This window comes from Bartonella clarridgeiae ATCC 51734 (genome assembly GCF_000518185.1).
GTDB lineage: Bacteria > Pseudomonadota > Alphaproteobacteria > Rhizobiales > Rhizobiaceae > Bartonella > Bartonella clarridgeiae.
On record NZ_JADC01000002.1, the window covers coordinates 1 to 16,543 of the forward strand.

Here is a 16,543-nt window from a genome sequence, read left to right on the forward strand (position 1 = left end):
CCTTTAATGAACTCATCGGTATCGCTAAAGTCATTGCCGCTTATTCTAAGCAAAATATTTCCGATAAAAATCCAATATTATCAGCTACCTTGCCGGATAACGAGCGTATTCAAATTGTCATTCCACCAGCTGTAGAAAAAGACACAATCAGCATAACAATTCGTAAACCATCGTCGCGAAATTATTCACTCGAAGATCTGGCTGATAAAGGTCTTTTTTCAATGTGTGAACAGGTCTCTTTCACCTCATTGAATGATTATCAATCGCGTTTTAATGAACTTAAAAGTATCGAACGTGAATTGGTAATCGATTATTACAATAAAAACTTTGTTTCTTTTTTAAATCAGGCTGTGAAATTGCAAAAAAATATCCTTATTTCAGGAAAAACAGGGTCTGGTAAAACAACGCTTTCGAAAGCGTTGATCGCTAAAATTCCTAATGACGAGCGTATTATAACTATTGAAGATACACCAGAATTGATCGTGCCACATCCTAATCGTGTCTCTATGATCTACGCAAAAGATGGGCATGGTTTAGCTTCTGTTGGACCAAAACAGTTACTTGAATCTGCTTTACGAATGCGTCCTGACCGTATTCTTCTACAAGAGTTGCGAGATGGTACTGCTTTTTATTATATCCGTAATGTTAATTCAGGACACCCAGGTTCGATTACAACAGTTCATGCGTCAACAGCACTTGCTGCATTTGAGCAAATGACTCTGCTGGTCAAAGAAAGTGAAGGAGGAGCCGATTTAGAGCGCGATGATATTCGAGGATTATTAATTTCAATGGTTGATGTTATCATTCAATGCAAACGGATCGAAGGAAAATTTAAGGTTACAGAAATTTATTATGATCCTTTCAAGCAACGAAATATCTTTGGAGGTAATTAAATTAAGAAAATATAACAAAAAATCTTTCATATTTCAGGACAAATATTAGTATTCATACTAAAGTATCTGAAATTTCAGAAGAATTTACGTGGGGGGAATGTATTTATTAAAAGTAATATTTTGAAAGGTTTAACATGGTAAAAAGACTACAGAATGCTTTAAGAAGAAATAAAAATTCATCTTGTGATTATACTTATTCTGGCAGTAACACATTAAAAAATAAACATGGAATCCAAGATTCTCTGTATCTTGACAAAAAAAGTCAGTTGCTTTCAGAGAAAATAGCTGTTCAGTTACGTCAAGAGCCATTACCAAAAAACTTTGATTCTTCCTATTTGAAATATCTTCATAAATGCTTATTTGAGGAAATGTTTGAATGGGCTGGACATACCCGCGATCTTCCATTTACATTTGCAGATGGCACAACTGCCGAAATGGTAAATGTAACAATACCAAACTCAGATGTTTTTTTTCAAGAGAGTCAAAAAATTGCAAAAAGCTTACAGAAATTTGATCAAGCTCTCATTGAGAAGAAACAATTAAAAGATTTATCGCGTGAAAAATTTGTCGAGGAGGCAGTAAAGCTTTTTTCTTTTCTCAATTATGTACATCCATTCAGAGATGGTAATGGACGTGCACAACGAATGTTTTTTGAAAAGCTTGCAGAAGCTGCAGGTCATCAACTTGATTTTTCAATTGCTACAAAACAACGCATGACATTTGCCTGTAGAGATGCAATACCTGTAAAAGGTAATGTAAATTATAAAACGATGCAACATCTTTTCGAAGATATCTCTAATCCAAAAAAAGTGCATATTTTAAGGAATTTTTTATGCTCTTTGCCTCAATATGAACGTAATTATATGGATAGTCACGTTGTTATAGTACCACGTGATAATGTAATCTATACGGGTAGATATAAAAATAGTAGTTCAGATTCTATTATAATTGTAACAAAAGATTCATATATTGTATGCTGTAAAGATCATTTAACACCAGAAAAACTGAAGACATTAAAATGCGGTGATACAGTTACCTTTGCAATTCCAGGAAATAAAGATTTAGATCAAATTCTCATTCCAGCAGAAAAATTAGCTCCTTTAAAGAAAGAAGAGTTACTCGAAAAGATTAGAAACGATACTGCGATTCAAAACTGCGAAAAAGAAATCAAACATTTATCAAAACTTGTCTATGGCAATTCACAAAAGTTAAATCGCAGTATAGAGTTTATTAAGCAAACAGCAGAAGATAATGAAAAAACCTCTAACTGGCTTTTAAAGCATCTTTCTACCGGCGATGATCTTGCGGGTTTAACAATATGCGGCATAAAAACTCCAAAACGCAGAACAGCTGAAAGAAATATTTTACCACTCAATCAAAAAATTCGAACATATATTTCTATTGTAGAATCTTCTAAAAATAAAATTATGCAAAATCATCATTTAGAACAAAAACGGCTTGAAAATTCAGTAGAAATGCCTAGCAAAGCAGTGCAGGATATTCTTGTTATGCCACAGGATATAAGGAGACAAAAGTTAACCTCAAAGAATTGTATTGAACTTCAAAAAGAGCTTTGTCATTTTTTGTGTAAAGTCAATTCTCGTCTTTCAAAAGACCAGAGTAAAGCAATCAGAAAAGGTAATTATAAAGAAATCGCTGAAAGCATTGGTATGTCAGAAAGTAAAGCACAAACTCTTATAGTAATTTTTAATGAAACAAGAGAAGTATACCAACAACTTCAAAAAATCAAAATGAATAGGTCAACACAGATGGCTATGGCTATCTAAAAATACAAGATTTTTCATTTTCATTCTTATATGAATGGATCGAAATCGTTGATACAATATCATACAAAGTTATCACTGATGGATATATAGCGTCACAACAGTGATAACAGCATAAAAAGTAAAGATATATTTTTTTCATTAAAACAAATAAAAAGAGCAAATTATGCCAATAAAACTATTTAATAATTCTGTATCTTTGACAGCAGAAGAATTACAAAAACGTCGCCGAATCGTTGATTCGGCGATTCACACTCACACTATTGAAAATATTACTTTGCATTCTGATACACTTCTAACTTTAGAAAGATATGCAGAAGGAGATTATTCATTAGATGAATTTAATATTATTATGGATACTGTTGAACGAATTATTCTGGACGATATGCAGATTACAATTACAGAAGAACCGCAAGTGGAAGAAACCATAATATCATCTAACTTTAATTCCCCATCACCTTACAATTATATCTATCCTAGAAGTTGGGTACTGAAAAATAAACACGGAATAAAAGACAATCAAGTTCTTGGTGCAGTAAGTGGACATCACGTGGTGAAGGCAATCCTTAACCTACACTGTGAACCTCTACCAGAACGGTTTGATTCTTCTTATCTAAAATATCTTCATAAACGCTTGTTTGAAAATACATTTGAATGGGCTGGAAATACTCGCGATGTTACATTTACATTTGCAGATGGAACAGCTGCTATTATGCCAACAATGAAAAAATTGAACTCAAACAATTCTTTTCTAACAAGTGAGAGAATTCCCAAAGAACTAAAAAATATAGACAAAATACTTGCAGAGCACGATAACCTTAAAGGACTATCGCGTCAAGATTTTGTTCATAAAGCAACGGGTATATTTACTTTTCTTAATCACATACATCCATTCAGAGATGGTAATGGGCGTGCACAACGAATGTTTTTTGAAAAACTCGCTGAAGCTGCAGGTCATCAACTTGATTTTTCAGTTATCACAGCAGAACGTATGGTGGTTTCCAGTATGGTTTCTATAACGGATACTGGTAATATAGGTGATATAAGAGCTATAGGACATATGCTTGAAGATATTTCTAATCCAGAAAACGTATATGTTTTAAAGGAATTCATGAACTCCATGAATGATATCGAGCGTAAAAATGCGCAGAAAAAAATTATTTTAACGCCAAATAAAGATGAAATTTATACAGGCATCTATGAAAATGATAGCCCAAATTCTATTCTACTCAAAACAGATCGTGATTATATTGCAAAACCGCTTTATATGATCTTTAAGAAAGATTATTTTTCACCAGAACAACTTAAGACATTAAAAGTCGGTAATCAGTTTTCCTTTACAGTTCCAATAAAAGAAAATGTAAAAGATTTAGAAAACCTTCTCATTCCAAAAGAAAGATTAGCTTTTTTAACTGAAGAGCAAATTGTTGAAAGGATTACAAATCATCACGATGTCCAATCAAAACGAGAAGAGATCAATTTTTATGCAAAGCGTGTTTATCGCAAGTTAAAAAAATTTAACGCAAAGATAGAGATGATTAGTCAAAATACACAGTTTGGTCTAGAGCTTGTTAAGCAGATTACTAATTCTCCTGAATCTATATCTAAATTAGCAGGTAAGAAAATATTAGGCATAGGAAACTCAAAACACGAAATAGCTAAACAAAATATTTATATACTTGTTCAAAAAATTGATGAATATGTGAATACTGTAAAACGTGTGAAAAGTGTAATTCTTGGAGAGTATCTAATTGAACAACAACGTCTTGCGACAGTAGTGGAAATGCCCAGCAAAGAAATACAAAATATTTTTAACTTGCCAAAAGATATGCAGAAAGAAGCTTTGAAGTCCTCTCCTTCGCTGCACGAAGAACTCAATAATTTTATAAAAAAAATCCGTTGCCGTCTTACATTAAAAGAGTATAAATTGCTCCGTGATGCTAACTATAAAGAACTCGCTGAAAGCGTTGGCATATCAGAAAATAGAGCAAAGCAAATTAAAGAAATCTTTACGCAAAGCAAAATATTACAAAATTCATTGAAACAAGTCAGATTTGGTAACGCACAAACAATGAATATGGTTAGCTAAAAATGTGAGGTTTTTTAATTTATTTAATATTTATAGATGGCAATTGTTATGGCAATATTTTAATTCATGGAAAGAGTGAGATATTTTACATAAGTGTTTAGCTTCAAAAAAACAATAAAAGCATAAAAAATAAAAATGTATGCTTATGTTTTATGAAAGCAAGTAAAAAAAAGGAAAGGTTCATGAAAAAAATTTCAACTAATCATTCTACATCTCTAACGCCAGAAGAATTACAAAAACGCCGCGAAGCGGTTGATGCAGCTATCAGTACACATGCAATTGAAGGGATTACTCTTCATTCTAAAACGCTCGAGATTTTAGAAGGATACGCGAAGGGAGAATATTCATTAGAAGAATTCAATACTCTTATGGACAATGCAATACTCTAAAGAATTCACCATAAAAAGTAAGTTTTAGAGCTTAAGGACACATGATGTTAACATTTTCATAGTCTATCCTTATCGCATAATTATATCCATTCTGATAGCGAAACGCTAAAAAATAAATATGGAATAATGAATTTTGAACAATAAAAAGAAATGCACCCATGATACAGTAGAAGCAATTGTCAATTTACGTCAAGAAACACTGCCAGAAAAGTTTGATTTCTCCTATTTAAAATACCTTCATAAATGCTTGTTTGAAAATACATTTGAATGGGGGGCGTATTTGCGATTTCCCATTTAAGTTTGAAGATGGTTGAGCAAAATCAGGAATTCATCCTCAATAGTTTCTCTAGTAATTGGTGATAAAATTAAAGAACTATGCCTTGAATTTGGAAAGCTCCAAATTAATCAATTAAAAAAAATGACTATAGAAAATTTAAAATAAAATTTTTTTTTTTAAAAAAAGAAAAAATTTATGAAAAAAACTCTAAATAAGCATTTTCCCCCTCCTACATTGCAAGAGCTAAATACTTTATACTTCAATAAAACAGAAAAACTTGAAGCATTACCTGATAATTATACCTATTCTAACAGCAATACACTAAAAAATAAATATGGAATAAAAGACTTTATACGCTTTGTTCAAAAATGTGAGCATGATGTAGCAGAAGCAGTTGTCAATTTACGTCAAGAAGCACTACCAAAAAAGTTTGATTCCTCCTATTTAAAATACCTTCATAAACGCTTATTTGAAAATACGTTTGAATGGGCTGGGCATACCCGCGATCTCCCATTTAAGTTTGAAGATGGTACAGTTGCCGTCATGAGAAAAATCGGTAGTTCATCCTCGATAGTTTCTCTAGCAGTTGGTGATAAAATTAAAGAATGTTTAGAAAAAATCGATAGAACACTTTCTAAAAAAAACAATTTACAAGGATTATCGCGCGAAGAGTTTGTTAATGATGCAGGGGAAATATTTGCTTTTCTTACTAATGTATATCCATTTAGAGAAGGGAATGGGCTTACACAACAAATATTTTTTGAAAAGCTTGCAGAAGCTGCAGGTCATAAGCTTGATTTTTCAGTTGCGACAAAAGAACGCATGACACGTATCTATAGTGATGCAATAATGCTAAAAGGTGATGTAGATAATACAACTACTGTGAAGCATCTGTTTGAAGATATTTCCAATCCAGAAAAAGTACGTATTTTAAAGGAATTCATCAACTACAGAATAAGAGTAGATGTTGACTCCTGTAATATAAATGATCAAATTATTGTAGCACCAAATGAAGGAGATACCTACACGGGCACCTATGAAGCTGATAGCCCAAATTCCATTATGATTAAAACAATGGATTCTTGTGTTATATGCCATAAAGATTATCTCACACCAGAACAACTTAAGGCATTAAAATTTGGTGATAAAATCACCTTTATAGCTCCAATAACCAAAAATTTAGACAAGATTCTCATTCCAGCGGAGAAATTAGCTCCTTTAACGGAAAAAAAAATAATCGAAACGATTATAAATAATATCTATATTTTAAAAAATCGAGAAGAAATCGAGCATTTATCAAAACTTGTCTATGGCAACTCAAAAATATTAGATCAAAATCTGCATCTTATTCATAAGAATCCTGAAACAAGTAAACAGCTTGCCGAACAGATTGAAAATTCTCCTCAATCCATTTCTAAGTTTGCGGGTTTTAAAATATGGATAATAAAGAGTCCAAAACGCAAAATAGCTGAAAAGAATTTTTCAAAACTTAGTCAAGCAATTGAAAAATATGTAGATACTATAGAATCTACTAAAAATAGAATTCTTAAAGAGCATCAAGTAGAACAAAGACGTGTTAAACAAGCAATAGAAATGCCTAGCGAAGCAGTATTAAATATTCTTAATTCACCAAAGGATAAATGGAACAAATATTTAGAGTCTTCCCCTTTACTTCGAGAAGAATTCAATAACTTTATGAGTAAAATCGTTTTGCGTCTTTCAACAAGCGAGCATAAAGCACTTAATGATGCTGATTATAAAACACTCGCTGAAAGCATTGGCATATCAGAAAATAGAGCGAGAATAATTACAGAAATTTTTAATAAAGCCAAAGAAATATGCATCGAATTTCGAGCTTTCCAAATAAATAAATTGAAAATAATGATGATAGAAAATTAAAAATGAGTAAGCAGAAACTTTTGAACATAATGTTATAGAAACAATTCTTACCGATGAATATTAAATACACTAAGAATTCACATTTTAGTTTTAGTTAGCTATAGCAATTGTTTTTAACGGATTAATTTGGAATGTCTTGAAGAGTGTATTACTTCGGTTTTATTATAAAAGTTTCTATAATTCTCCTTGCTTTACTTTTTATATACCAATACTTTCTAGCAAGTTGTTGGTAATTATATTGTTTAAGCAATTTATATTTAATTGGTGAGAATAGTGAACAAAGTAAATTGACTTTACTTATAAAATTACAAAGATCTTGGTGAATCTTAAAAGAGTCCTTTACAATTTAAAACCTTTTTACATATCTTTTGACATGTTAAGAGTGTCTTACAATGCTTTGCCAAGAGTTTCTACAACTTATTCAAGACGTTTTTGTTCTCCTTGATGCTTTTGAAAAATTCCATTTTTAGAAAATTCTACAGCATTACCATATTCTTCAATTGCTTGACTGAATTTTGAAATATCTTTTTCAGACTATTCTACGTTTTGAACTATTTAAGATTCCTATTTTGAAATCTGCCAGTTTAAAAATAAATTGAGGAGGATTTCCAAATTTATTTTTAACATTTTACTATCAGAATAGATATAATTATGAAATAAGGATAGATTATGAAATGTTAACATCATGTGTCTTTAAGCTCTAAAACTTACTTTTTTATGGTGAATTCTTTAGAGTATTGCATTGTCCATAAGAGTATTGAATTCTTCTAATGAATATTCTCCCTTCGCGTATCCTTCTAAAATCTCGAGCGTTTTAGAATGAAGAGTAATCCCTTCAATTGCATGTGTACTGATAGCTGCATCAACCGCTTCGCGGCGTTTTTGTAATTCTTCTGGCGTTAGAGATGTAGAGTAATCAGTTGAATCTTTTTTCATGAACCTTTCCTTTTTCTTTATTTGCTTTCATAAAACATAAGCATACGTTCTTATTTTTTAATGCTTTTATTGTTTTTTTGAAAATAAATACTTATAAAGTATTTTATCAGTTTTACTTCCCTTTTGGAGCAAAACGATTCTTTTCAGTAGCAGCTAACAGTTCTTTTCTTCTAAAATAGATTGCTCGTCCACATCGTAAAGGTGGTTGTCCTTGCATGAGAATGATTTGTTCATCTTGGCGCATCTCTTGAATAATTTCATGAGGCAAAATCAGTGATCTTTGTTGATAATTCATATTTTTAGAACCTTTTAAAAGTTGCCCTCTAGATTTACTTGCTCCTGTCACTTCAATAGTCATTTGACCACAACGTTCTGAAATATCTTTAGCTGTTTGTAAATCTTTAATAGCAGCATAACTCACAAACGAACAACTTTCAAACCATGATTGTGCTCCTGATTTTCCGAAGTGATTTACCAACTGACCAGAAGACTGATAAAATAACATTAAGGATGTGCCATATTTACGTCCACGGTCACGTGCTTCTTCCAAAATATTCATATAACCAAGCAAATCAACCTCATCCAAGACAAACAAAACACGCTTTTTGTAGTTTCCATCTGCTGTAACCATTGCATTTAAAAAAGCACCAATAATCACACGCCCAATTCCTGGATAACTATTCAAAATACTTGCAGGAAGATTAAGAAAAATATCTGTATTCCCATCTGCTATATCCGAGGATGAGAAATCATCACCACAAACAAGATCCGCGTAATTGGACAAAGAAAGCCACTGAGTATCTTTTGCGGCAGTTGTATAAACACCTGAAAAAGTTTGATCTGCCATTTCTGTGAAAATACCAACCATTTCACGAATAAAAGGAGAAGGTGATGTATCTTGAATATTGCGCAATTGATTAACAACAGCCGTTTCTGATTGAGAAAGAATTTTGCGCAACGTTTTTAAATGACGCTCACTGTCTTCGTATTCGTCAGAGAATATGACATGTGCAAGAAGAGCAGTTAAGAGATTATGCGCTTGTGTCGAAAAATATTCTGCTGAAGAATTCTCTGATTTTTTATCAGTAAGTAGCAATTTAGAAAAACCTACGATATTGGCTTCACGTTGTGTGCGGGGTACGCTATCGTCTAAAAGCCAATCGAGAACATTGAAAGTTTTTGTTGATATTGAAGTTGGATCAAGAACAATAACATTTCTATTATTCATTTTTTTACGCGTAAGTTGAACCATTGGTGCAACTTCTGTTGAAGGATCAAGACAAACAATGGATCCTGGATATTTTAAACATGCTGGGATCACTGTACTTGTTGTTTTATAGCCACCAGAACCAGCAAAAAAAATCATATGTGTTGAACCAAAATCAAGATTAAATGTTAACAAAGGCGCTGTTCCACCTTTCCCCCATGTTGATTTATCACCTGGCGCAAAGGGAATATTACACACACTATCTTGGTCAACACGGTATCTTTCGCCAATAACAATTTGACCATCTGCAGGAAAAATTTTTTTTGCTTCATTTAAATTCATCCATGATGCATCACCAAAAATTGCTTTTTTGGCACGCTTCACTCCTTTTTTACTTTTACGCGGAGTTGCTATTAAGAATTGAACTGCTAAAAGAAAAACACCGCCAATTATGCCAAAGAAAATCATGTTATCGATAAACTTTATAGCATAGCTCCACGTTATTCCTTGTTGGCCGATATAAGGACTTAAGCGTTTAACTTCACAGCTAATATAATAAAGAGAAGTGCCAGTAAAAAAAATCGCTGTAACAATTGTAATCGCTTTGCGTAAATATAATTTTTGCGATATAGTATAAATTAATGGTATGGCGACAACGAACATCAGCACCAATAATGGTTCTGAACGAATATACCAATATTTCTCATAATCCTGTAACCCATTTATCATAAATAATAATAAGTAAGGAAAAAAGAATATCGTTAAAGCGCCCAAAAGTATTGGCATTAAAATAAAAACCAGCTGCGTTTTTGTATATTTCATTATGTCCTACTCTTTATTTCACCATGCCATAAAAAATACTTCATTAATTAAACTTATAATTTAAACTCCATCTTTTTGAAGATGTAGTTATTACAAAAATTATTACCTATGAATGTAAATAAAATACAAAGCCTTGCATTCTCAGATGGTCTTAGTTATCATTTGTGGGCGGTTAGGTTGCAATAGCTCCAATAACCTTTTAGTTTTATCAACGGTTTCTATTATTATCTTTGCTTTATTTTCTGATATACCAATACTTTCAGAAAGTTCTTTATAATTAGCATTACGAAGCCCTTGATTCTCTCTTGTTGAAAGACGCAGAGTGATTTTGCGCATAAAATGAGTGAGTTCTGTGTAAAGTGCAGGAGAGCTCTCTAAAGTCTTTATTTGCATTCTTCTAGATAAGTTAAGCATATCTTGCATTTCTTTACTAGGCATCTTTACTGTTTGTGCAAGGCGCTTTTCTTTTGCTTTATGTTTTCCAATAATCTCATATTTAATCTCTAATACCATATCTACATACTTATTAACTTCAGTACTAAGTGCACTAATATTGCTTTCAGCGTTTTTACGTGCTGGACTTCTTATGCCTAATATTTTGTAACCTAATAACTTAGAAATAGATTTAGGAGAATTTATAATCTGTTTAGAAAGATCACTACCGAAATCGAAATTTGTATGAATAAGCGTTATACTTGAATTTAATATTTTTGAATTGCCGTAAACAAGTTTTGATAGCTCTTCGATTTTTTTTCGACTTGCTTGAACACCAGCATCATTTTCAATTTTTTTGATTATGTCGTCTTCTGTCAAGGGAGCTAATTTTTCTGCTGGGATGAGTATTTTGTTTAAATCATTTATTGGAACTGTAACAGTAAGCTGATTACCGGGTTTTAATGTCTTCAGTTGTTCTGGTGTAAGATAATCTTTATGGCATATGACGCAAAAATCCTTTGTTTCAATCATAACAGAATCTAAACCACTCTTTATATAGAGACCCTCATAGGTCATACCTTCACGTGAAATTATAACAACTTTATTATTTAGATTTTTACGTTCAGCCTTAGGTACCTGGCAAACAAATTTTTTTAAAAGATATACTTTCTCTGGATTGGAAATATCTTCAAAGAGATGTTTCATCCCTTCATAATTTATATTACCTTTTACAGGTATCGCATCATTACAAACACGTATCATGCGTTGTTTTGTCACAACTGAAAAATCAAGCCTATGACCTGCGGCTTCTGCAAGCTTTTCAAAAAACATTCGTTGCGCACGTCCATTACTAGTTCTGAATGGATGTATATAGTTAAGAAAGGAAAAAAGCTTTACCGCCTCCTCGATAAATTCTTTACGCGATAATCCTTGTAAATTATTCTTTTCAGAAAGCGTCTTATCAAATTCCTGCAAGCTTTTTTTGATATTGCTACCACTGACAAAAAAATTATTTGAGTTTGGTATTCGCATCACCAACAATTTGCCACGCGTGCCATCTTCAAACTTAAAGGGGAGATTGCGGGTATGTCCGGCCCATTCAAACGTGTTCGCAAATAAGCATTTATGGAGATATTTTAAATAAGAAGAATCAAACTTTTCTGGTAGTGGTTCTTGACGCAAACTGACAATTGCTTTTGCTGTATCACGACTGCATTGGGCATTTAATTCTTTTTCATTCATTATTCCATATTTATTTTTTAATATTTGAGTATCAGGATAATAATAGAATGAATACATATCTCTTCCTTTCACTTTATTGCTTTCATGAAATAAAAATATGTTTTTACTTTGGTGATGTTGTTATTATTTTCTTTTTGATGCTATAATCATCAAGAATGATTTTTCTCTCTTTATGGGTATAATGTTATCATGAAAATTCCTCCTCATCTATATCATCCATATTAGAATACAAAGTGAAAAAACTTAAATTTTCAGATGGTCATAGCCGCTATTTTCGAACGGTCAGCTTTGATTGTTTCAAATTGTTTGTATAATTTTACTCCTTTATTAAAAGTTTGTGTAATTATCTTCGCTTTACTTTGTGATATGCCAATACTTTCAGCCAGTATTTTATGATTAGTATCACGAATATGTTCTAGCTCACTCATTGAAAGACGAGAATTGACTTTACACAGAAAATCACAAAGATCTCTGTGAAGTGAAGGAGAAGACTCTAAAGCTTTTTTTTGTATATCCTTTGGCAAATTAAGACTCTCTCGCACTTCTTTACTAGGTATTTTTACTACTTGCTCAAGTCGTTTTTGTTTTCTTTTATACTCTATAAAAATTTTATCTTTAACAGATTTTACAATTTGCACATGTTGTGTAATTGCTCGACTGAGGCTTGAAATATTTCTTTCAGCTACCCTGCGTTTTGGACTCCTTATACGCCATATTTTGAAGCCTGCGAGTTTAGAAATAGATTTAGGAGAATTTCTAATCTGTTCGGCAAGCTGTTGACCCATTTCAGGATCTTTATTAATAAGATTCATATGCTTATCTAATATTGTTGGATCTCCATAAACAAGCTTTAATAAATGGTCAATTCCTTTTCGGCTTTCTTTAATACAATCAGTATTTTTAATCTTTTTGATTATTTCCTCTTCCCTCAAAGGAGCTAACTTTTCTGCTGGGATAAGAATTTGATCTAAATCTTTATTTATTGGAACTGTAAAGGTAACCCCATCACCGAATTTTAATGCCTTGATTTGTTCTGGTGTAAGATAATCTTTATGACATATGACGCAAGAATCCACTGTTTCAACTATAATAGAATCTAAACTACCTCCTTTGTAAATACCTGTATAGGTCATACCTTCACGTGGCATTACAACATATTCATTATCCAAACGTTTGCACTCAAGCCTAGGTATGTGATTGAGTAATTCCTTTAAAACACGTACTTTTTCTGGATTGGAAATATCTTCAAATAAATGTTTCATCGCTTCATGAGCTTCATCACCTTTTAGAGTTATCGCATCAGTACAAGCACGTATCATGCGTTCTTGTGTCACAATTGAAAAATCAATTCTATGACCTGCAGCTTCCGCAAGCTTTTCAAAAAACATTTGTTGTGTAGGTTCATTACCACCTCTGAAAGGATGTATATAGTTGAGAGAAGAAAAAAGCTTTGCTGCCTCATCAATAAATTCTTCGCGCGATAAACCTTGCAAATTATTCTTTGCAACAAGCATTTGGTCAAATTCCTGTAAGCTTTCTTGAATTTTGTTACCAGCTACAAAAAAAATATTTGAATTCGGCATTTTCATCATTAACATTTGGGCAGTTGTGCCGTCTTTAAATGTAAAGGGGAGATCGCGGGTATGTCCGGCCCATTCAAATGCGTCTTCAAATAAGCATTTATGGAGATATTTTAAATAAGAAGAATCAAACTTTTCTGGTAGCGGTTCTTGATGCAAATTGACGATTACTTTTTTTGCATCATGTGTACATTTCTTTTCAAGTTTTTTAAAATCCATTATTCCATATTTATTCTTTAATGTTTTACTGTTAGGATAGGCATAATTACGGGCTAAGGATATATCGGAAGATGTTGTCATTGTTTATTTTATTCCCAATAAGTACTAACAGCTGTATCAACAAATTCCGGACTTTTTTGTAATTCTTTTAGTGTTAGAGATATCGAACAATTAGTTAATGCTGTCAGTATAACTTCTTTTTTTTGTTTTTTATTTGCTTTTATGAAACAAAAATATGTTTTTACTTTGTTATGCTGTTGTTATTTTGAAACTACATTCTTATAGAATTTGTTTTGTTTATATTCATTTCTGTTGGCTGCTCAGGTCTGACTGGTTTCAATGATTCACACAACTCTTTGGATTGGGTAACAAGTTTTATAATTGTCTTCGCTTTACTTTCTGATATACCAATGCTTTCAGAGAGTGTTTTATAATCAGCATTACAGAGCGCTTTATGCTCTTCTGGTAAAAGACGAAAGGTAACATCACTTATAAAATTATTGAGTTCTTTGTAAAGGAGAGGAGAGGACTTTAAAGTTTCTTTCTGCATATTTTTTGGCAAGTTAAGAACATCTTGCATTGCTTTGCTAGGCATTGTTACTATTGTTCCAAGGCGTTTTTGTTGTGCATTATGCTGTTCAACCATTAGACTTTTACGATGTTTTACAGTCATAATATAATCATCAATTGCGTTACCAAGTTTATAAATGTCCTTTTGATCTGTGTTAGATCTGAATTTTTTATTTGCTGCATCAGAAATACTTTTTGGATCAGAAACAATCTGATCGGAAAAAAATCTATAATTTTCTGGATTTTTATTCATCATTATTATATGTTCATGCAGTATTTTTGAATCTTTATACACAGTTTTTGAATATCGCTCGATCTTTTCTAATTTTTCTTGGACAATGGTATTTTTTACAAGCTCTTGAACAATTTCATCTTCCGTCAAAGGAGGTAATTGTTCTTCTGGGATGAGAATTGTATCTAAATTTTTTTTGTTTAAAGTTTTAAAAATGAGCCTATCACCAATCTTTAATCCTTTGAGTTTTTTCGGTGTGAGATAATCTTTAAGGCATACGACACAAGAATTCTCTGTATCAACCATAATAGCATTTCCAATACTTCCTTTATAAATACCTAAATAGGGTATATCATCACGTGGCATTATAATATTTGTATTATTTAGATCTTTGCACTTAATATTAAATTCGTTATAGATAAGTTCCTTTAAAATACTTACTTTTTCTGGATTGGAAATATCCTCAAAAAGATGTTCTATAACTTCACTCCTTACATTATCTTTTTTCTCTATCGTATCACTGTAGGCACGTACCATGCGTTCTTTTGTCACAACTGAAAAATCAAGTTGATGACCTGCAGCTTCTGCAAGCTTTTCAAAAAACATTCGTTGTGTAATTTCGTTGCCTTCTTTAAATGGATGTATACGGCTGAGAGAAGAAAAAAGTTTTGCTGCCTCATCAATAAATTCTTTGCGCGATAAGCCTTTTAAATTATTCTTTGCAACAAGCATTTGATCAAATTTCTGTAAGCTTTCTTGGATTTTTTTATCTTCTGTAAACACATTATTTGAGTTCAGTATTTTCACTGTTAGCATGCTTGCAGTTATACCATCTTTAGATGTCAGTGGATGATCGCTAATATGTCCAGTCGGTTCAAACTGTTCCCTAAATAAACGTCCATGAAGATATTTTAAATAAGAAGAATCAAACTTTTCTGGCAAAGACTCTTCGTTTAAGGCAATGATTGCTTTCATTCTATGATGCGCATTTATAGTATTAAGAGTCGCACTATCTATATTCACATTCTTTAAATTATCCAGAATCGTTGTTTCAATACTATCCATAACAATATCAAATTCATTTACTGAATAGTTTCCCTTTGTATATTCTTCTAAAGCTATGAGTGTACTAGGATGCAAAGAAATATTTTCAATAACATGGGTATTAATGGCTGAATCAATAATTGTGCGACGTTTTTGTAATTCATCTATTATTAGAGTACAATAATTAGCTGTCTCTATATTTCGAATACCTGGAAAATTTTGGTGTAGATTAATAATTGCTCTTATTGCATGATGTGCATTTATAGTATCAGGAGACACACTGTTTATGTTTCCATCTGTTACCTCATTCAGAATAGCTTTTAAATTAGTGTCCATGATAACATTAAATTCACTTAATGAATAACGTCCCTTTGCGTACCCTTGTAAAGTGATGAGTGTATTAGAGTGCAAAGGAGTATTTCTAATAGTATAGGCACTAATGACCGACTGAAGGATTTTTTGGCGCTTTTGTAATTCTTCTTTTGTTAGAGTTGGATAACCAGCTAATTTTGAATTTGGCATAATTGTTCCTTTTTTCGTTTTTTTCATGAAACAAAAGTATATATTTTTACTTTAGCGATACCGATGAGTTCATTAAAGGAGAGTTCTGGAACTTCGATTGTTTTCCATCCTTTTATTCCTTCGATCATGACTTGATAGGGACGATTAATGACGATTTCGAAGAGACTTTCATCTTTGAGAAAGGTACGAATTGGTTTGAGTTTTGTTGAGACGATAGCGACGGTTTCATCACTTATATTTTGAGAGTTTTGCTTCATTTGGGAGTTACCATAGAGTTTTTATTGAAGTCCCCTGAAAAGGCACGATGAATAATCTGTTTGTTATTTTCGATAATTTTTAATTTGTACACAGTGGAGAAATCGAGGTCGCGCACCACAAAGACATTGATCATTTCACCCTGATT

Annotated in this window: 10 protein-coding genes and 2 pseudogenes; 5 read left to right on the forward strand and 7 right to left on the reverse strand. The window is 32.1% G+C overall.

What is annotated here, in order from left to right; all coding sequences use genetic code 11:
- The 5 genes from virB11 to T420_RS0100100 form a co-directional block, all read left to right on the forward strand.
- On the forward strand, positions 1-893 hold an 893-nt coding region (gene virB11 / locus T420_RS06750; protein ID WP_035450769.1), incomplete at its 5' end, for a P-type DNA transfer ATPase VirB11.
- A gap of 134 nt (positions 894-1,027) precedes the next feature.
- A complete protein-coding gene (locus tag T420_RS0100085; protein WP_013544972.1) occupies positions 1,028-2,680 on the forward strand; it encodes a BID domain-containing T4SS effector in 1,653 nt (550 codons plus the stop codon).
- A gap of 163 nt (positions 2,681-2,843) precedes the next feature.
- Positions 2,844-4,766 carry a BID domain-containing T4SS effector gene (locus T420_RS06755; protein ID WP_013544971.1) on the forward strand — a complete coding sequence of 641 codons (1,923 nt, stop codon included), beginning with the start codon at positions 2,844-2,846 and terminating at the stop codon, positions 4,764-4,766.
- A 182-nt stretch (positions 4,767-4,948) separates the two neighbouring features.
- Positions 4,949-5,155 (forward strand): antitoxin VbhA family protein, encoded by a 207-nt coding sequence (locus T420_RS0100095; protein ID WP_013544970.1) that lies wholly within the window; start codon positions 4,949-4,951, stop codon positions 5,153-5,155.
- Between the two features lie 472 nt (positions 5,156-5,627).
- Entirely contained in the window at positions 5,628-7,331 is a 1,704-nt protein-coding gene (locus T420_RS0100100; RefSeq protein WP_013544968.1) for a BID domain-containing T4SS effector, read from the forward strand.
- Positions 7,332-8,060: 729 nt separating this feature from the next.
- On the opposite strand, the gene T420_RS0100105 is transcribed toward T420_RS0100100, so the two are convergent.
- The 7 genes and pseudogenes from T420_RS0100105 to T420_RS07450 all read right to left on the reverse strand — a co-directional run.
- Entirely contained in the window at positions 8,061-8,267 is a 207-nt protein-coding gene (locus T420_RS0100105) for an antitoxin VbhA family protein (protein WP_013544967.1), read from the reverse strand.
- A gap of 112 nt (positions 8,268-8,379) precedes the next feature.
- The gene (traG, locus tag T420_RS0100110) at positions 8,380-10,296 is read right to left on the reverse strand and encodes a Ti-type conjugative transfer system protein TraG (protein ID WP_013544966.1); all 1,917 of its coding nucleotides are present in this window, start codon (positions 10,294-10,296) and stop codon (positions 8,380-8,382) included.
- Positions 10,297-10,437: 141 nt separating this feature from the next.
- Positions 10,438-12,030 (reverse strand): BID domain-containing T4SS effector, encoded by a 1,593-nt coding sequence (locus T420_RS0100115; protein WP_013544965.1) that lies wholly within the window; start codon positions 12,028-12,030, stop codon positions 10,438-10,440.
- Between the two features lie 194 nt (positions 12,031-12,224).
- Complete coding sequence (locus tag T420_RS0100120) at positions 12,225-13,853, reverse strand: BID domain-containing T4SS effector (protein WP_026501028.1); 1,629 nt, start codon at positions 13,851-13,853, stop codon at positions 12,225-12,227.
- A gap of 190 nt (positions 13,854-14,043) precedes the next feature.
- Entirely contained in the window at positions 14,044-16,140 is a 2,097-nt protein-coding gene (locus tag T420_RS07425) for a BID domain-containing T4SS effector (protein ID WP_162097326.1), read from the reverse strand.
- A gap of 47 nt (positions 16,141-16,187) precedes the next feature.
- Positions 16,188-16,397: pseudogene (locus tag T420_RS0100130) on the reverse strand (P-type DNA transfer ATPase VirB11); the annotation flags it as partial.
- A pseudogene (locus T420_RS07450) lies at positions 16,394-16,543 on the reverse strand (type IV secretion system protein VirB10); the annotation flags it as partial. The pseudogenes T420_RS0100130 and T420_RS07450, both read right to left, overlap by 4 nt.

Excerpts from the sequence above, each read along its gene's own strand:
- T420_RS0100115 (WP_013544965.1), bottom strand. The coding sequence starts at position 12,030 with ATGTATTCATTCTATTATTATCCTGATACTCAAATATTAAAAAATAAA.
- T420_RS0100085 (WP_013544972.1), top strand. The coding sequence starts at position 1,028 with ATGGTAAAAAGACTACAGAATGCTTTAAGAAGAAATAAAAATTCATCT.
- T420_RS0100095 (WP_013544970.1), top strand. The coding sequence starts at position 4,949 with ATGAAAAAAATTTCAACTAATCATTCTACATCTCTAACGCCAGAAGAA.
- T420_RS0100100 (WP_013544968.1), top strand. The coding sequence starts at position 5,628 with ATGAAAAAAACTCTAAATAAGCATTTTCCCCCTCCTACATTGCAAGAG.
- T420_RS0100105 (WP_013544967.1), bottom strand. The coding sequence starts at position 8,267 with ATGAAAAAAGATTCAACTGATTACTCTACATCTCTAACGCCAGAAGAA.
- T420_RS07425 (WP_162097326.1), bottom strand. The coding sequence starts at position 16,140 with ATGCCAAATTCAAAATTAGCTGGTTATCCAACTCTAACAAAAGAAGAA.
- T420_RS06755 (WP_013544971.1), top strand. The coding sequence starts at position 2,844 with ATGCCAATAAAACTATTTAATAATTCTGTATCTTTGACAGCAGAAGAA.
- T420_RS0100120 (WP_026501028.1), bottom strand. The coding sequence starts at position 13,853 with ATGACAACATCTTCCGATATATCCTTAGCCCGTAATTATGCCTATCCT.
- traG (WP_013544966.1), bottom strand. The coding sequence starts at position 10,296 with ATGAAATATACAAAAACGCAGCTGGTTTTTATTTTAATGCCAATACTT.